Below are 16,768 nucleotides of genomic sequence, written 5' to 3'. Positions count from 1 at the left end.
AAGGGTAGCAAAGCCCCCGATGGAGCGGAATTCGGGATATTGTCTACCAAAGGCGACGCATAATGCTATAAACAAATGCATGATGGATAAAATAGACAAGCGCGATCGTGCCCCCGTCTTTCGCGCCCGTTTGGCCGAGGCGATGGCCGCGCGCGGCATCACCCAGGCTGCACTTGCCCGCGCAACCGGGGTGGACCGGTCCACCATCTCGGCCCTGTTGCAGCCGGGCACGCGCCTGCCGAACGCCCAGCTTGCCGCGGACTGCGCGCGCGCACTGGGAATCAGTGCCGACTGGCTGCTGGGCCTGTCAGGCCGGCCCGAGCCCATCGCCGACCTGCTGGCCGCATCGCTGACCCTGACCGAGGCGCCGCGTGCGTTGATCGACGAACGCATCTTCGCCTGGCATCAGGAAGCGGCGGGCTACAAGATCCGCCATGTGCCCGCCACGCTGCCCGACATGCTGAAGATCCGCGGCGTGGTGGAATGGGAATACGAGCCGCAGCTGGGGCGCACCGCCGAACAGGCGATCGGCGCCTTCGAGGATCGCCTTGCCTGGATGCGTGGCGCTGGGTCAGATTACGAAATCGCGCTGCCCGTTCATGAACTTAGGGCATTTGCCACGGGCACCGGCTATTACGAGGGGCTGTCTGCTGACCTGCGCCTCGCACAGCTGCGACATCTGCAGACGCTTTGCGCACAGCTTTATCCGTCGCTTCGCCTGTGCCTGTTCGATGCGCGCAAGCTGTTTTCCGCCCCCGTCACAATCTTCGGCCCGCTTCTGGCGGTGATCTACCTTGGTCGGCATTATCTTGCGTTCCGCGACACGGCTCGGGTCGAGACGATCACCCAGCATTTCGACCTTCTGGTGCGCGAGGCAGATGTCGGTGCGCGCGACATGCCCGCGCATCTTGATGCGCTTTGCGCGCGGGTGGGCGAGAGTCGCTGATCCAGCCCTTACGGCCTGTCCTGGCCGACCTCGGACAGGATCGGCCGATAGATGGGCAAGTACGCCCGAATGCGTCAGAACGGGCGCAAGCCGCCAGGCACATAGCCGTTGAACTCGAATATCTCGCGCGCGGCGCTCAGCCGGTCGGGCGAAATCGCGCCCTGGTCCAGCACGAAACCGAACCGGCCCGACGGCGTGCCGATCGCCAAAGTCCGGTAGCCCGAGTCGACCCACAGCACCCACCAGACCTCCTGCCCCTCGACAGCCAGCCGCCCGGGCCCTACCGGGCGGGCCAAGGCAGCGACCGGCTGAGTCTTGCCGTCCAGACACAATGTTCCGCGCAGCGCGTAGCCCCCTGCTGCGGGTATCACCTCCAGTTCGCCTGAGGCACATCCGCCCGGCCGGACGGCATATCCCGCCACCTGCTGCCACCTTCCGGCAATCCGATCGGGCGCAAAGGCGGCGGCTGACCAGATCGGCACATCGGCCTGACGGAAACCCGCAACCCGCTGCGGTGAGGTTACGCAGGCAGCCAGCATCAGGGCCGCCAGCAGGGCAGGGATCACTCGATGCATTCTGTCGCCCGCATCCCGCTGTCCAGCAGCACCTCGTGGCAGCCGATCAGCGGCTTGAACGGTGCGCATGTGCCCGACCTGGCCAGGCAGGCGCCCTCGCACTGGCTGCTTCGGCTGCATTGCCTGCCCGCATCCCCCGTCGAGAAGACGCAGGTTCGCAACTGGCCGGTTATGCCGATGGGCACCCAGCGCCCCTTGCGCCTTTCGCAGGCCAACTGGGCCTCTGACTTCTGGATCTCTGGCACTTCGGCCACTGGTTCGGGCAGGGTCATATCCGCCGCAGTGGGCGGGGGGGCGGATGCAGGGGTGTCTGCCGGGGCGGCCGACGCTGCCGGTTGCGGGCTGGACGCGGGACCGGGTCCGGTCACAGCGGCACTGGCCTGTGTCTGCACCGCGGAACCTGCGGTCTGGCTGTCATCCAGTGCGGTGACCTCGATCGCGCCGCCGGTCACCGGGTTCGGTGTCACATCGGCCGACTGCCCGCCCCCGCCCGGCGGCGACAGCTGGCACCCCTGCACCACAAGCGGCAGGCCAAGGGCCAGCATCAGGCGGAAAAGCACAGGTCGGGTCGGACGGGGCATCGCGCTCCTTCGGGTCGCGTCCGAGATGTGCCCCGATCCGGCCCGTGCCGCAAGCCCCGTCAGTAGGGCGCCGGGAAGGCACGGTGGGTTTCCGCGATTTCCTCCAGCACCTCTGACGAAAGTGTGATCCCTGCGGCGCCGATATTGGTGCGCAACTGATCCAGCGTCGTAGCTCCGATGATCGGGATGGTGGTGAAGGGCCGTGTCCGGCAGAAGGCAATCGCCATCTGGCAGGGATCCAGCCCGTGGCGCCCTGCGATCCCCAGATAGGCCGCCACGGCGGGAAAGACCTGCGGCGTGACCCGTCCGCCAAGATCAGGGTTCACGCTGCGGCGCGAGCCTTCGGGGATCACGTCTCCGGCGTACTTGCCCGACAACAGGCCCGTTGCCAGGGGCGAGAAGGCCAGAAGCGGCATGTCCTCGACGATGGACAGCTCGGCCCAGTCGGTGTCGAACTGCCGGCACAGCAGCGAATATTCGTTCTGCACCGTCGCCATGCGCGGCAGGCCAAGGCTGTCGGCCAGGTGCAGCCAGCGCGCCGCCCCCCAGACGCTTTCGTTCGACAGGCCGATCGCCCGGATCTTGCCTTCCGCCACCAGAGCCTGCGCCGTGGTCAGGATATCAGTCATGTTCGCCGTTTCGGCGGCCTTGTCGATGCCGGTCGGGGCATAGCGCCACATCTGGCGGAAGTGATAGCTGCCCCGGTTCGGCCAGTGCAGCTGGTAAAGGTCGATGTAGTCGGTCCGCAGGCGTTTGAGGCTGGCCTCGCAGGCGGCCCGCAGTGTTGCGCCGGTGATCGGCTGGCCGGGGCGGATGATCTGGCCCTTGCCCGCGATCTTGGTTGCGATCACCAGCCGGTCGCGCCCGCCGCGCGCGGCAAGCCAGCTACCGATGATTTCTTCCGTGCGGCCCACCGTTTCGGCCCGCACCGGGTTTACCGGATACATCTCGGCCGTGTCCCAGAAGGTCACGCCGTGATCCAGCGCCAGATCGGCCTGGGCGTGGCCCTCGGCTTCCGTGTTCTGCGTGCCCCAGGTCATCGTGCCGAGACACAGTTCGGAAACCGTCAGGCCGGTCTTGCCAAGGGTCAGGGTCTTCATCTTGCCTCCATTCTACTCGCCCAAGCTAGGCCGGATATGTCACGGGGCAAAGGCCCGGACTTGAGAACATAATGCGAACGTACTACCCTTTCCGCATGAGTCTGCCGATCCACCATCTGGTTGCACCGCGCCCGCAGGACCTGCAACCGCTGGCGGGCGACCTGGCGCTGCGCCGGGGGCGGGTGCATGAATTCTGCGGGCCGTCCCGGGTGCGGCTGGCGGCGGGGGTGATGGCGCGCAGCGACGGGCCGGTGGTCTGGATCCGCCCGGCCTGGGGGACCGAACGGCTGAACGCGGCTGGTTTGCAGCCCCTGGCCAACCCTGCGCGGCTGACTCTGGTCGAAGCCCCGCGGGACGAGGGCCTGTTATGGGCCATGGAGGAGGCATTGCGTTCGGGCGCCGCGCCCCTGGTCGTGGCCGAACTGGCAGCGCCGCCGGGCCTGACGCCGATCCGCCGGCTGCACCTTGCCGCTGCCGCAGGGGGCGAGGCGGCGGGCCGCGACGGTGCGCATGCGCCCCTGGGGCTGATCCTGCTGCCGGGCGAGGGTGGGGCGCCGGGGGTGGAAAGCCGCTGGCACCTGGCCCCGGCGCCCAGCCCCGCGCTGTTGTGGTCGGACGAGGCGCGCTGGACCCTGACGCGCCTGCGCGCCCGTCTTGCGCCCCCCGCCGCCTGGCGGCTGGCCAGACGCGACGGGGACGAGGTGTTGGAGACGCTGTCCTCTGCCAGCTGATGCCCGTTGCTCAGCGCACGCGGCGGATACCTTCGGGGACAATCTGCTGCACGATGCCGGCAAGCATCAGGTAAAGCGAGGTCAGGACCAGAAGCCATTGCGCAACCGGACCTTCCTCGAAGTTCCACCATGCGGCCCAGGCGGCAAGGGCGATCCATGCGATGCAGACCGTCAGCGAGATTTCATACCAGCGGCTCGTCCTGACCGGATGGATGAACTTGAGGTTGGTGAACATGGCCGCGGTCAGGAAGATCACCACCAGAAGGATCACCGTCTGGCTGGGCTGGGTGGCGAAAAGTACAAGCACCACCATGTTCCAGCAGGCCGGAAATCCCGCAAAGCTCTTGTCCTTGGTCTTCATCCGGGTGTCGGCGAAATAGACGACGCTGCCGTAGCAGATCACGATGATCGCAAGCCACCCCGTCCAGCCGGGCAGCAGGCCGGACTGGAAAAGCGCGAAGGCCGGAATGAAAACGTAGGTCAGGTAATCCACGATCAGATCCATCAGGACGCCGTCATACGTCGGCCAGTTGGTCTTCACATGGTAGCGTCGCGCCAGCGGGCCATCGATCCCGTCGACGATCAGCGCGACGACCAGCCAGAGGAACATCATGCTCCAGTCCTCACGCACGGCAGCCAGCATGGCAAACATTGCCAGCACGGCGCCTGTGGCAGTAAGCAGATGCACAGATAGGGCTTTGAGACGCGGGCTCATCATCACGTCTTGATGGCCGATATCGCGCCATGGCGCAACAGGATCGGGGCCCTGTCAGGCGCGGGGATGGGCTTTTTCATAGACCGCCATCAGCCGGGCGGCATCCACCGCGGTATAGGCCTGAGTGGTGGACAGCGAGGCATGGCCCAGAAGTTCCTGGATCGCGCGCAGGTCGCCTCCGGCAGACAGAAGGTGGGTCGCGAAGCTGTGGCGCAGGGCATGGGGCGTGGCTGTGGCAGGCAGGCCCAGGCGCAGGCGGGCACGTTCCATAGCGGCCTGGATCAGCCGGGGATTGACCGGGCCGCCGCGGGCGCCGCGGAACAGCGCCTCGCCCGGCGCCAGATCGAAGGGACACAGCCGCACATAGGCCGAAACCGCGGCTGCGGCGACCGGGACTACCGGCACGATCCGGGTCTTGCCGCCCTTGCCGGTGATGCGCAGGGTTGGCGGCAGCGGATGGTCCGCCCCGGTCAGCGAAAGGGCTTCGGAAATACGTAGTCCCAGGCCGTAAAGCAAGGTCGCTATGGCGGTGTCGCGGGCGGCGACCCAATCCTCGCGCGCGTCGCTGCCGATCTCGGTCAGCATCAGGGCGGCGCCGTCTTCCGTCAGCGGCCGAGGCAGTTTCCGGCGGAATTTCGGGCCTCGGGCGGACAGGACCGTGGTTGCGTCGGCCCCGGTCCTGTCGGCGGCCCAGGCGGTAAATCCCTTTACGGCGGACAGGGCCCGGGCCAGCGAGCGGGGCGAAAGGCCGCGCCCGCGCTCTTCGGCCATCCAGGCGCGCAGGTCGGACTGCGTGGTGGCCGCAACCCCTGCAAGCCCTTCGGCGCCGCCCCGGTGCCGCGCCAGAAAGGAAAGATAGCGTGACACGTCGCGCCGGTAGGCCTCGACCGTGTTGGCGGATGCCCCCTGCAACGCTTGCAGCTGGCTCAGCCACTCGTCCAGCGCGGCGGCAAGCGCCGGGGCAAGGAAGGGGGTCAGCCCAACCACCGCCGCATCATGCGTTCGAAGACACCGACAAAGAACGCAAGCAGATCGGTGCCATGCTGCGCCTTGAACTGATGCGGATCCTGAGAGCCGAAGACCAGCATTCCGGGCAACCGTCCGGCCCCGAAGTCCAGCCGCATCAGCGCCTCCGAACGGATGTCGGCGGCATCCGGCCCGTAGACGGTTGCTGCAAGGCCGGTGGCAGGGCGGAGCAGAATGGGGCGGGACGCGACCTTGCGGCCGTTGGTCATGTAGTTGTGCACGAAGCCCCGCGGGGCGACATGGACGATCTGGCCCAGCCGGCGGAGCGCAGGGTCGGCATCGCCGTTGTCCTGAACGGTTTCAAGCACCAGGCGGATCACGTCCACCCGCAGGATCTGGGCCACCTCGTCCCCCAGCGTGGCAATGAAGCCCTCGAAGCTGGCAGGTTCGAGAAGGCACAAGATTGCGCGGTGCACCTGGTTCGTGCCGGCCAGGTTTTCATAGGCGGCGGCAATCACGGACCGGTGCGTGTCCTCCAGGTCTTCCAGCCTGTCTTCCAGGCGTCGCATAGCGATGCCGCGCAGATCGACAATGTTTTCCCCCATGGCGCGGTCGTTGGCTGCCACCAGGGCATTCATCACGTCGCGGTCGGCAAGAACGCGGTCGGGTTGGGCAAGGATCCGCTCGCGAAGGTCGGGCTCTATCATGTCACTCGCCGGTTTTTCCATGCGCTTTCATGGACTATAGGCCGAAGCTCCGGTGCGAAGCGATGGGTTTGTGCCCACCGCTGCCCCGGCTGTGGGTTCGCTGCAACATGGCCCGCGCATACCCTGCCGAACAGCAGGCACAAAGGCAGGGGGGCCGCAGCCCGCGCCACGCACCTTCCGCGACGGGTTTTGCGGTGGATCCTCTCCGCCCAGGTGGGGCATGCCAGGCGCATGGGGCTGGTGGCGGTGCAGCGCAGCCTGCGCCGCACCCTTCGGCCGGTTCGCGGGCCCGCTTGTGCGCTTACAGGATCTTCTGGCCCGTCTTAGCCCAGTCCTTCATGAACTGGTCGAGGCCCTTGTCCGTCAGCACGTGGCTTGCCATTGCCTTGATGACGGAAGGGGGCGCGGTGACGACATCGGCGCCGATAAGGGCGCAGTCCTTGACGTGGTTCGGCGTCCGTACCGACGCCGCCAGAACCTGGGTCTTGAAGTCGTAGTTGTCGTAGATCGTGCGGATGTCGCCGATCAGGTCCAGCCCGTCGAGGTTGATGTCGTCCAGCCGCCCGATGAAGGGCGAAATGAAGGTCGCCCCCGCCTTGGCGGCCAGCAGCGCCTGATTCGCGCTGAAGCAGAGTGTGACGTTCACCATGAAGCCTTCCGAGGACAGCACCTTGCAGGCCTTCAGCCCGTCCCACGTCAGCGGCACCTTCACCGCGATGTTCGGGGCGATGGCGGCGAGTTTCCGGCCCTCGGCGATCATCTCGTCGGCCTTCATCGCCACGACCTCGGCCGAGACGGGGCCGGTGACAAAGGAGCAGATCTCTTTCGTGACTTCGAGGATGTCGCGGCCCGATTTCAGGATCAGCGAGGGGTTGGTGGTCACGCCATCCACCATGCCGAGATCGTGCAGCTCGCGGATCGCGTCTACGTCGGCGGTGTCGATGAAGAATTTCATGGGGTTCTCCGTGAGGCGGTTGCGGCAGGTGCCGCGCGGGGGTTGAATGCTCTCGGGGGGCGGTTTACCCGAAACCTCGGGAAAGCGAAAGGTTGCAGCTTGGGCGAACGGGTCTATCGGGCGGGCGACCTGGTGGGGGTGCTGATCACCGAAGCCCTGGGCGGGGCGTTGGGGGGGCGCACGCTGGACTATCGCGCGCCCGAGGGCGGCTGCGGCGACGGGGATTTCGTCGAGGTGCCGCTGGGGCCCCGCCGGGTCATGGGCGTGGTCTGGGGGCCGGGGGCAGGCGGCTTCGACCCCGCCAAGATCCGCCCGGTTACCCGAGTTCTGGACGCCCGGCCGATGCGGGCGGAACTGCGCGCCTTCCTTTCCCGTGCGGCCGACTACACGCTGACCCCCTTGCCGGCCATGCTGCGGCTTGCCACCCGCGCCCCTGGCCTGGGCGATCCGCCGTCCACGCGGCGGGTCTATCGGCTGGCCGGGCCGGTCCCGAACCAGCTGACCGAGGCGCGCCACCGGGTGATCGAGGCCCTGCGCGACTATGGCGGCGCGCCGGTCACGCTGGGAGAGCTGGCCGAGGCCGCGGGTTGCGGGGCAAGCGTCATCAAGGGGCTGGTGAAGCTGGGCGTGGTGGCCGAGGAGGACGCCCCCCGCGACACGCCCTATCCTCGCTTGCGCGCCGATGTGGGGATGCGGCTTCAGGGCGATCAGGTGGCGGCGGGGGATGCCTTGGTCGCCGATGTCGCGCGCGGGGACTATGCGGCGACGCTTCTGAAGGGCGTCACCGGGTCGGGCAAGACCGAGGTCTATCTGGAGGCGGTGGCCGAATGTCTGCGCCGGGGGCGGCAGGCGCTTGTCCTTCTGCCGGAAATCGCGCTGACCGCCGAGTTCCTGACCCGCGTCGAGGCCCGCTTCGGCGCGCGGCCGGCCGAGTGGCATTCCGGCGTCACCATGACCGAGCGTCGCCGGCTCTGGCGAATGGCAGCCGAGGGCGAGGCGGGGCTGGTCGTCGGTGCCCGGTCCGCCCTGTTCCTGCCGTTCCGGGACCTGGGGTTGATCGTGGTCGATGAGGAACACGACACCTCTTACAAGCAGGAGGATGGCGTCCTTTACAACGCCCGCGACATGGCCGTCCTGCGGGCGGCGATCTGCGGCTGCCCGGTGGTGCTGGCCAGCGCCACGCCGTCCCTGGAGACCTGGGCCAACGTCGAGGCGGGGAAGTATCGGCGGCTGGACCTTGGCAGCCGGTTCGGCGCGGCGGAGATGCCCGAGATTCGGGCGATCGACATGCGGACCGAGAAGCTGCCGGCGGACCGCTGGATTTCCGAGACCCTGGCCGGGAAGGTCGGCGCGGTTGTGGCGCGGGGGGAACAGGCGCTTCTGTTCCTGAACCGGCGCGGGTTCGCGCCCGTGACGCTGTGCCGGGCCTGCGGGCATCAGGTGGGCTGCGACCAGTGCGATGCACGGATGGTCGAACACCGGTTCCAGAAGCGGCTGGTCTGCCACCAGTGCGGCGCGACGAAGCCGGTGCCGGTGGCCTGTCCTGCCTGCGGGGTGGAGGGCCGGATGGCCGCCGTGGGGCCGGGCGTGGAGCGGCTGGCCGAGGAGGTGGCGGCGCGGTTCCCGGACGCGCGGGTAGCGGTGCTGTCGTCGGATCTGTTCGGCAGTGCCCGCGCGCTGAAGGAGAAGATCGCCGAGATCGCCGCGGGCGGGGCGGACATCATCATCGGCACGCAGATCGTGGCCAAGGGGCACAACTTTCCGCTCCTGACGCTGGTCGGCGTGATCGACGCGGATCTGGGTTTGCAGGGGTCCGACCTGCGCGCGGCAGAGCGGACCTTCCAGCTGATGCGGCAGGTCGCGGGCCGGGCGGGGCGGACGGCGGACCGGAAGGGCGAGGCCTGGCTCCAGACGCATCAGCCCGACCATCCGGTGATCCGCGCGATCCTCGGGGGCGACGAGGAAGCCTTCTGGCGGGCCGAGGCGGCCGAGCGCCGCGCCTCGGGCGTGCCGCCCTATGGCCGGATGGCGGGGATCATCCTGTCCTCGACCGACCTCGCGCAGGTGTTCGATTTCGGGGCGGAGCTCGCACGGCGGGCCGAGCCGCTGCGCCGGATCGGGGCCGAGGTCTGGGGGCCTGCTCCGGCCCCTATCGCCCGCGTGCGGGGGCGGCACCGGGTGCGGCTTCTGGTGAAGGCCGGGAAGGGGGCCCCGTTGCAGGCGGCGCTGGCGGAGTGGCTGGCGCAGTTCAAGTTGCCGAGGGATCTGCGGCTGGCGGTGGACATCGATCCGCAGAGTTTCTTGTGAGGGGTCGGATTCCGGGGCGATCCAGCAGCCCCGCCGGGTCACGGAACCGTGCAGAATTCCACGCCGAAGCCTTTAAAGGCTCCGGTCCGATTACCGCGAAGAAATCGGTGGAGCTGCGGTCCGCGGATTGTGCCCGGCACAACCTTGCCCTTTGCCTCGGCCCCCGGTTTGGCTAAGTCAGGCCCATGGCCCGCCTCATGCCCAGCTCGGAAACCGGCCACCTGCCTGCCTGGCGGCGGCCGGAGGCGCTGCTCTACCTCATGGCGGCCGCGATGCCGCTGAGTTTCGCTACCTGGTCGGCACTGCTGAACAACTTTGTCGTCGAGGTGGCATCCTTCTCGGGCAAGGAGATCGGCTGGCTGCATACGGTGCGAGAAATCCCGGGGTTTCTGGCCATCGGGGTGATCCTGGTTCTGCTGGTCATGCGCGAACAGGTGCTGGCACTTCTGGCGCTTGGTCTGCTGGGGGCGGCGACGGCGGTGACGGCCTGGTTCCCAAGCTTTACAGGCCTGCTGGTCTGCACACTGATGTCCTCGATCGGGTTTCACTATTTCGAGACGGTCAACCAGTCGTTGCAACTGCAATGGATCGACAAGGCCCGGGCTCCGATCGTGCTGGGACGGATCGTCGCGGTGGGTGCCGGGGCCTCGCTGGCGGCCTACGGCGCTATTGTCGTGCTGTGGGACCGTCTGGGGCTGGACTACAACACGGTCTATCTTGCCTCGGGCGGGCTGACGCTGGCCATCGTGCTGTTCGCGGCGCTGGCCTATCCGCAGTTCCAGTCGCCCCATCCGCAGCACCGGCACATGGTGCTGCGCCGGCGCTATTGGCTGTATTACGCGCTGCAGTTCATGGCCGGGGCCCGGCGGCAGATCTTTGTGGTCTTTGCCGGCTTCATGATGGTGGAACGCTTCGGGATGAAGGTCAGCGAGATGACCGCGCTGCTGTTGGCCAACTACCTGATCAACATGCTGGTCGCCCCGTCCATGGGCCGCGCGCTGGGCAAGTTTGGCGAGCGCAATGTCATGGGCTTCGAATACATCGGCCTCACGCTGGTGTTCCTGGCCTACGGGGGCCTCTACTGGTTCGGCTGGGGAATCGTGATTGCCGGGGGGCTTTACATCCTGGATCAGCTGTTCTTCGCGCTGTCCTTCTCTCTCAAGACCTATTTCCAGAAGATCGCCGATCCGAAGGATATCGCGCCCACCGCTGCGGTGGCCTTCACGATCAACCACATAGCGGCGGTCTTCCTGCCGGCGGCGCTGGGCTATCTCTGGGCGACCTCGCCCGACCATGTGTTCCTGCTGGGCGCAGGGATGGCGCTGGTGGCCTTCGGGTTGATCTGCCTGATTCCGCGCCATCCCTCACCGGGATACGAGACGATCCTGTCGCGCGGCCTGCCGCAGCCGGCCGAGTAGGCTGGCACAGGCCGCAGGGTGCCCTATATTCACGCAAACGGAGGTCAGCCATGTTCTTCACCCGCAAGCCCGTGGAAATGGTCACGCCCGACAAGGCCCTGCCCGGACGGACCGACCCGATCCCGACGGCCGAGGTGCATTTCCTCTCCGGCATCCCGCTGAAGTCTCCGGTGCCTGGGGGCATGGAACAGGCCATGTTCGGCATGGGCTGCTTCTGGGGGGTAGAACGCAAGTTCTGGCAGACGCCGGGCGTGTGGCTGACCATGGTCGGCTATGCCGGCGGCTACACCCCGAACCCCACCTACAAGGAGACGTGTACCCAGCTGACCGGCCATAACGAGGTGGTGCGGCTGATCTACGATCCGAAGGTTATCACCTACGAGGGCCTGTTGAAGGTCTTCTGGGAGGGCCACGACCCGACCCAGGGCATGCGGCAGGGCAATGACGTGGGCTCGACCTACCGGTCGGGCATCTATTGGTACAGCGACGCGCAGATGGCAGCCGCCAAGGCCTCGAAGGAGATCTATGGCAAGGCGCTGAAGGCGGCGGGAATGGGGCCGATCACCACCGAAATCCTGCCCGCGCCGACCTTCTATTATGCCGAGGACTATCACCAGCAGTATCTGGCGAAGAACCCCGGCGGCTATTGCGGGGTCGGCGGCACCGGCGTGGCCTGCCCGATCGGTACCGGCGTTTCGGCCTGAAGGGGCCGCCCCGCGGCGCTGATCGCTTGTCAGCCCGGCACGGTCGGCGTAAGGGCGGGGAAAAGGAGTGCCGCCGATGCCCACCTATTCCGCCCTGACCACCCTGCCCGGTGAAGAGGCCGCCCAGGCCTTGGCCGAGGCCATGGAGCGGATGGAGCCCGAACCCACCGGCGTGGGCGTTTTCGAAATCGAGGACGGCTCCGGACTGTGGGAGGTTGGCGCCTATTTCCTGGAACCGCCGGATCAGGTGATGCTCGAGGTGCTGGCCACCGCTTTCGGGGCCAAGCCATTCGCCCTGTCGGAACTGCCCGAAGTGGACTGGGTGGCCCATGTGCGCCGCGAACTTTCACCCGTCGAGGCCGGACGCTTCTTCGTGTTCGGCAGCCATGACGCAGACAAGGTGCCCCACGGGAGGGTGCCCTTGCAGATCGAAGCAACGGTCGCCTTTGGCACGGGGCACCACGGCACGACTCTGGGCTGCCTGCTGGCGCTCGATCGGTTGCTGGCCGAGGGATGGCGGCCCGCGAAGGTCGCCGACATCGGCTGCGGCACGGCGGTTCTGGCGATGGCGGCTGCGGCGACGTTGCCGGAGGCTGCTGTCCTTGCCAGCGACATCGACCGGGTGGCGGTAGACGTGGCAGAGGCGAATGTCGCCATCAATGCGCTGGAAGGCCGGGTGGAATGCCTGGAGGCCGCGGGACTGGACCATCCCCGGCTGAAGGCCGAAGCGCCATATGACCTGATCTTCGCCAATATCCTAAAGGGCCCGCTGATCGAACTCGCGCCGGCAATTGCCGCCAATCTGGCGCATGGAGGCAGGGCGATTCTCTCTGGCCTGCTGGTCGTGCAGGCCGAATCGGTCATCGAGGCTTACAGCGAGGCCGGACTTCGTCTCGAATCCCGCAACGATATCGGGGAATGGTCCACTCTTGTGCTACAGAGGTTGTGAGATCGCGGACAATGCTGGGCATGCAGCCCAGTTAGCCCACCATTCCGGCAACTCGCCGTAATTTCGCCATAAAAATCTACCAACCTCGCCCAATGCAGAGCTGTCACTCTGGGGTACGATCATGTGGGTAGATCCCAATCTTAACGAATTCTACAGCCGCGTCGCCAGAATCGAGAAGGCGCATGCCAGGGGCTACGGTTTCGAAGCCAGGGGGACACTGGGCCGCAAGGCCTCGTCGCGCCGCGGATCGTGGAGCCTTCGGTTCCTTCGCCCGCTGGTGATGGCGCTTCTGGTCGGGGTCGGCCTGAAGGGCATCATCCATTATTACATCGGTGCCCAGACCTATGAAAGCCGGGTCAGCGCGCTTGCTGCGGGCAACGGTTTTGACCCCGTCGGCGCCTGGTTGATGCACGCCGATCCTGTGACCGTCGCGATTTCCACACAGCTGCAGACCCTGCTGCCGCGCTGATCCGACGGGAAGCCAGCCAGGGATCGCGTGATGCAAAATGAAAAGGCCGCATCGACGATGCGGCCTCTTGCGTATCCTGACCCATCAGCCGTGGGCCCTCGGCTTCCAGCCCTCAGCGACCGATGAATTCGATGTCGCCGCGGCAAAGACCGATATCGTCCAGTTCACGATCGGAAAGCTTGTTCAGCGCCTTGCGCGTCACGCGGGCGTCGTTCCAGGCCCGCAAGGCGGCGGCGACGTTCGACAGGGCGTTGATCGCACGGTAAGAGGTGATGGCGCCAAAGGGCGCCGGGCGGGTCGTCTCGACAGCGGCCATGGCATTCATCCTTGTTTACAAACTGCTCACTTTGGAGGCTTCGCCCTCCACGACTTGCCAGATAGTCGTGCTGCATGTGCAAAACAAGCAACAGCGCAGCATGGCCGCGTTGCAGTTGCTGCATGACTAGGCGCCAAATTTATTCTTTTTTAGCAGCGTGTTATCCGTTCGGCTGGTCTTGGTGTCGCATTTCTGGGCCGGGAAGTCGTATTCTGCAAGCGCAAAATCGCAATCCGACCTGCGAAGAGGATACGGAAAGCCGTTGGCGGATGTTCCCTTTTCGTGCTAGCCCTTGTGGCGAGGCAAGGGACAGGACCAAGATGCGGGTCATCGGCATCGATCCGGGGCTTAGAAACCTGGGGTGGGGTGTGATCGACGTGGCAGGCTCGCGGCTGATCCACGTCGCCAACGGGATCTGCCATTCCGACGGCAGTGATGGCGAACTGGCGGTGCGGCTGCTGTCGCTGCATGCCCAGCTGACCGAGGTGCTGCGGCTCTGGCAGCCCGAGGCGGCGGCAGTGGAACATACCTTCGTCAACAAGGACGCGGTGGCGACGCTGAAGCTGGGCCAGGCGCGGGGGATCGCCCTACTGGCGCCGGCTCAGTTCGGGCTGAGCGTCGGGGAATATGCGCCAAATGCAGTGAAGAAGACGGTGGTGGGCGTAGGGCATGCGGCGAAGGTGCAGGTCGATCATATGGTGCGGCTGCATCTGCCGGGCGTGAAGGTCGCGGGGCCGGATGCGGCCGATGCGCTGGCGGTGGCGATCTGCCATGCGCATCATCTGCAGTCGTCGGGCCGCCTGGCTGCCGCGCTGAGGGCTGCCGAATGATCGGGCGGATTTCGGGCCGGCTGGACTGGCGGGGGCCGGACCATGTGCTGATCGACGTGCGCGGGGTGGGCTATATCGTCCATGTCAGCGACCGCACGCTGGCCGCCCTTCCGAGGGTGGGTGAGGCGGTCAGCCTTTATACCGATCTGCTGGTGCGCGAGGATCTGTTGCAGCTCTTCGGCTTTCCGACGCTTCTGGAAAAGGAATGGCATCGGCTGTTGATGACGGTGCAGGGGGTGGGGGCGAAGGCCTCGATGGCCATTTTGGGCACGCTGGGCGCGGAAGGCGTTGGCCGTGCAATCACGCTGGGCGACGCGCGGGCGGTTCAGGCGGCGCCGGGGGTCGGACCGAAGCTTGCCCAGCGGATCATCCTGGAACTGAAGGCCAAGGCGCCGGGCATCATGGCCTCGGGCGCGGGGCTGTCGGTTGACGCCGGTGCCGCAGAGGTCGTGCTTGTGGAAAGCGCGCCCGCACCGAAGACGCCCTCACGGACGGATGAGGCGGCCTCGCGCCGCGCGACGGCCTCGGCCGATGCACTGTCGGCGCTGGTGAATCTGGGCTACGGGCAGGGCGACGCGGCGCAGGCGGTGGCGACGGTCGCGGGCGACCTGCCCGACGGTGACGCGGCGGCCTTGATCCGGGCCGCGCTGAAACTTCTGGCGCCGAAATGACCCCTGACCCCACGCTGCGGCCCGACCGGCTACCCGAGGATACCGACAAGGCGCTGCGGCCGCAGATGCTGGACGACTTCATCGGCCAGGCCGAGGCGCGGGCGAACCTGAGAGTCTTCATCGAAAGCGCCCGGATGCGTGGCGAGGCGATGGACCACACGCTGTTTCACGGGCCCCCGGGCCTCGGCAAGACGACGCTGGCGCAGATCATGGCGCGGGAACTGGGGGTGGGGTTCCGCATGACCTCGGGGCCGGTACTGGCGAAACCGGGGGATCTGGCGGCGATCCTGACCAATCTGGAGCCGCGCGATGTGCTGTTCATCGACGAAATCCATCGGCTGTCCCCGGTGGTGGAGGAGGTGCTTTATCCCGCGCTGGAGGATTTCGCGCTGGATCTGGTGATCGGCGAGGGCCCGGCGGCCCGGACGGTGCGGATCGATCTGCAACCCTTCACGCTGGTCGGCGCGACGACGCGGCTGGGCCTGCTGACCACGCCGCTCCGCGACCGGTTCGGCATCCCGACGCGGCTGGAATTCTATTCCGAGGCCGAGCTTTACGAGATCGTCGCCCGGGGTGCCCGGCTGATGGGCCTGACGGCGGACCCGGAGGGTTGCCGCGAGATCGCCCGCCGCGCGCGGGGAACGCCGCGGATCGCCGGGCGGCTTCTGCGCCGTGTGGCGGATTTCGCGCTGGTCGAGGCCGGCGGGCGGATCACGCGGGAACTGGCCGACCGGGCGCTGACCCGGCTTCAGGTGGACAATCTGGGGCTGGATGGCGCAGACCGGCGCTATCTGACCTTGCTGGCCGAGAATTACGGCGGCGGGCCGGTGGGGGTGGAGACGATCGCGGCGGCGCTGAGCGAACCGAGGGATGCGATCGAGGAGGTGATCGAGCCTTACCTCTTGCAGCAGGGCCTCATCCTGCGCACCCCGCGCGGGCGGTTGCTGGGGGCGAAGGCCTGGCGGCACCTGGGATTGCAGCCGCCCAAGGCGGCTGGCCAAGCGGATCTGTTCGAAGGAAAATAAGCAGAGCGCGTCCCGCGCAAGCCCTTCATCTCGTCGGAGGGCGATGCCGCCCTTCTCCTTTGGGCATGGGGCGTTTTACCCCCATGCCCCCGGAGTATATGGAAAGGAGCAAGGACTTGTGTCGCAACTCTGCCGGATGCTACCGCAGCCGGGAATACGAAGGAGGCGGGGCATGGAGCCGGCAGAGGTAGAGGCATTGTTCACCCGCAGCGACGGGGCCTATCTGTTCGCGCGCTGGGGGCGGCCGGTGGTGCCCGTGGTGTTTGGCGTCGATGATGCGAGTCTGTCGGTCTTCAAGGGGGCCTTCGAGGCGGTAGTGGCGCTGGCAGGGCACAAGATGGCCGAGACCGACCCGGAACTGGGGGTGAACCTGATGGTCTTTGCCTTCCGCGACTGGGCGGAGCTGCCGGAGTTGCGCGACCTTGGCCGGCTGGTACCGGAACTGCCGGCGCTGGTGGCGCGGCTGCAGGCGGCGGGGGCGAACCAGTATCGCATCTTCCGCTTTGACGCGGGCGGCGCGATCAGGGCGGCCTTCGTCTTTCTGCGGATGGACGATGCCTTGTCGGAGATGCCGGCTGAGACCCTGGCGCTGGCCCAGGCGGTGCAGACGATCGTGCTTTGGTCGGATCGGGCTTTCGATGGCAGTTCCCCGCTGGCACGGGTAGGGGTAAGGGTGATCCTGCGGCCCGAGATCGGCGCGGTGATCCGGGCGGGATATGATCCGGTGTTGCCCGCCGTGGCGCGGGACGCGAGCCATGCGCTGCGGCTGGCGGCGCGGTGCCGGCTGGGCTAGGCTGGCCCCG

At 67.1% G+C, this 16,768-nt stretch carries 19 protein-coding genes; 11 read left to right on the top strand and 8 right to left on the bottom strand.

Going from position 1 to position 16,768, the window contains the following annotated elements; all coding sequences use genetic code 11:
* The first annotated feature begins 79 nt into the window (after positions 1-79).
* The gene (locus EZM81_RS05640) at positions 80-946 is read left to right on the top strand and encodes a helix-turn-helix domain-containing protein (RefSeq protein WP_136645086.1); all 867 of its coding nucleotides are present in this window, start codon (positions 80-82) and stop codon (positions 944-946) included.
* A gap of 74 nt (positions 947-1,020) precedes the next feature.
* On the opposite strand, the gene EZM81_RS05635 is transcribed toward EZM81_RS05640, so the two are convergent.
* Genes EZM81_RS05635 through EZM81_RS05625 form a run of 3 tightly spaced genes read right to left on the bottom strand, consistent with a single transcriptional unit; the run spans position 1,021 to position 3,202 of the window.
* Positions 1,021-1,512 carry a lipocalin gene (locus EZM81_RS05635; RefSeq protein ID WP_371685721.1) on the bottom strand — a complete coding sequence of 164 codons (492 nt, stop codon included), beginning with the start codon at positions 1,510-1,512 and terminating at the stop codon, positions 1,021-1,023.
* Entirely contained in the window at positions 1,509-2,102 is a 594-nt protein-coding gene (locus tag EZM81_RS05630) for a hypothetical protein (protein ID WP_136645084.1), read from the bottom strand. Before EZM81_RS05630 ends, EZM81_RS05635 begins: the two co-directional genes overlap by 4 nt.
* Before the next feature lie 59 nt (positions 2,103-2,161).
* Positions 2,162-3,202, bottom strand: a complete 1,041-nt coding sequence (locus EZM81_RS05625; RefSeq protein ID WP_135448831.1) for an aldo/keto reductase — start codon at positions 3,200-3,202, stop codon at positions 2,162-2,164.
* A 95-nt stretch (positions 3,203-3,297) separates the two neighbouring features.
* Between EZM81_RS05625 and EZM81_RS05620 the strand changes: the two genes are divergently transcribed.
* Complete coding sequence (locus EZM81_RS05620) at positions 3,298-3,933, top strand: ImuA family protein (protein ID WP_136645083.1); 636 nt, start codon at positions 3,298-3,300, stop codon at positions 3,931-3,933.
* A gap of 10 nt (positions 3,934-3,943) precedes the next feature.
* Here EZM81_RS05620 and EZM81_RS05615 read toward each other — a convergent pair whose 3' ends face one another.
* The 4 genes from EZM81_RS05615 to fsa all read right to left on the bottom strand — a co-directional run bounded on the left by EZM81_RS05615 (position 3,944) and on the right by fsa (position 7,276).
* Positions 3,944-4,648: a phosphatidylcholine/phosphatidylserine synthase gene (locus EZM81_RS05615; protein ID WP_135448979.1), complete on the bottom strand. Its 705-nt coding sequence runs from the start codon at positions 4,646-4,648 to the stop codon at positions 3,944-3,946.
* Positions 4,649-4,702: 54 nt separating this feature from the next.
* Positions 4,703-5,626 (bottom strand): tyrosine recombinase XerC, encoded by a 924-nt coding sequence (locus EZM81_RS05610; RefSeq protein ID WP_136645215.1) that lies wholly within the window; start codon positions 5,624-5,626, stop codon positions 4,703-4,705.
* Positions 5,623-6,321, bottom strand: a complete 699-nt coding sequence (locus tag EZM81_RS05605; protein WP_136645082.1) for a DUF484 family protein — start codon at positions 6,319-6,321, stop codon at positions 5,623-5,625. Before EZM81_RS05605 ends, EZM81_RS05610 begins: the two co-directional genes overlap by 4 nt.
* Positions 6,322-6,622: 301 nt before the next feature.
* On the bottom strand, positions 6,623-7,276 hold the full coding sequence (fsa, locus tag EZM81_RS05600; protein ID WP_135448834.1) for a fructose-6-phosphate aldolase: 654 nt from the start codon (positions 7,274-7,276) through the stop codon (positions 6,623-6,625).
* A 132-nt stretch (positions 7,277-7,408) separates the two neighbouring features.
* Between fsa and EZM81_RS05595 the strand changes: the two genes are divergently transcribed.
* From EZM81_RS05595 to EZM81_RS05575, 5 genes are all read left to right on the top strand, one after another.
* On the top strand, positions 7,409-9,583 hold the full coding sequence (locus EZM81_RS05595; protein ID WP_136645214.1) for a primosomal protein N': 2,175 nt from the start codon (positions 7,409-7,411) through the stop codon (positions 9,581-9,583).
* Between the two features lie 185 nt (positions 9,584-9,768).
* Positions 9,769-11,001, top strand: coding sequence for an MFS transporter (locus EZM81_RS05590; protein WP_136645081.1), 1,233 nt, complete (start codon positions 9,769-9,771; stop codon positions 10,999-11,001).
* 50 nt (positions 11,002-11,051) lie between these two features.
* Positions 11,052-11,705, top strand: a complete 654-nt coding sequence (gene msrA / locus EZM81_RS05585) for a peptide-methionine (S)-S-oxide reductase MsrA (RefSeq protein WP_136645080.1) — start codon at positions 11,052-11,054, stop codon at positions 11,703-11,705.
* 76 nt (positions 11,706-11,781) lie between these two features.
* Positions 11,782-12,654: a 50S ribosomal protein L11 methyltransferase gene (locus tag EZM81_RS05580; RefSeq protein WP_136645079.1), complete on the top strand. Its 873-nt coding sequence runs from the start codon at positions 11,782-11,784 to the stop codon at positions 12,652-12,654.
* Between the two features lie 121 nt (positions 12,655-12,775).
* Complete coding sequence (locus EZM81_RS05575) at positions 12,776-13,123, top strand: hypothetical protein (protein WP_136645078.1); 348 nt, start codon at positions 12,776-12,778, stop codon at positions 13,121-13,123.
* A gap of 112 nt (positions 13,124-13,235) precedes the next feature.
* On the opposite strand, the gene EZM81_RS05570 is transcribed toward EZM81_RS05575, so the two are convergent.
* Positions 13,236-13,439, bottom strand: a complete 204-nt coding sequence (locus EZM81_RS05570) for a DUF1127 domain-containing protein (protein ID WP_136645077.1) — start codon at positions 13,437-13,439, stop codon at positions 13,236-13,238.
* A 320-nt stretch (positions 13,440-13,759) separates the two neighbouring features.
* On the opposite strand from EZM81_RS05570, the gene ruvC reads away from it, so the two are divergent.
* The 4 genes from ruvC to EZM81_RS05550 all read left to right on the top strand — a co-directional run bounded on the left by ruvC (position 13,760) and on the right by EZM81_RS05550 (position 16,758).
* Positions 13,760-14,269, top strand: coding sequence for a crossover junction endodeoxyribonuclease RuvC (ruvC, locus tag EZM81_RS05565; protein ID WP_136645076.1), 510 nt, complete (start codon positions 13,760-13,762; stop codon positions 14,267-14,269).
* Positions 14,266-14,940, top strand: coding sequence for a Holliday junction branch migration protein RuvA (ruvA, locus tag EZM81_RS05560; protein WP_136645075.1), 675 nt, complete (start codon positions 14,266-14,268; stop codon positions 14,938-14,940). The genes ruvC and ruvA overlap by 4 nt, the downstream gene beginning before the upstream one ends.
* The gene (gene ruvB / locus EZM81_RS05555; protein ID WP_136645074.1) at positions 14,937-15,965 is read left to right on the top strand and encodes a Holliday junction branch migration DNA helicase RuvB; all 1,029 of its coding nucleotides are present in this window, start codon (positions 14,937-14,939) and stop codon (positions 15,963-15,965) included. The genes ruvA and ruvB overlap by 4 nt, the downstream gene beginning before the upstream one ends.
* Before the next feature lie 172 nt (positions 15,966-16,137).
* Complete coding sequence (locus tag EZM81_RS05550) at positions 16,138-16,758, top strand: hypothetical protein (protein ID WP_136645073.1); 621 nt, start codon at positions 16,138-16,140, stop codon at positions 16,756-16,758.
* Positions 16,759-16,768: the final 10 nt, after the last annotated feature.

The sequence above is a fragment of the Tabrizicola sp. YIM 78059 genome (assembly GCF_004959785.1).
GTDB classification, from domain to species: Bacteria; Pseudomonadota; Alphaproteobacteria; order Rhodobacterales; family Rhodobacteraceae; genus Tabrizicola; species Tabrizicola caldifontis.
This window is presented reverse-complemented; position numbering and strand designations above follow the sequence as displayed.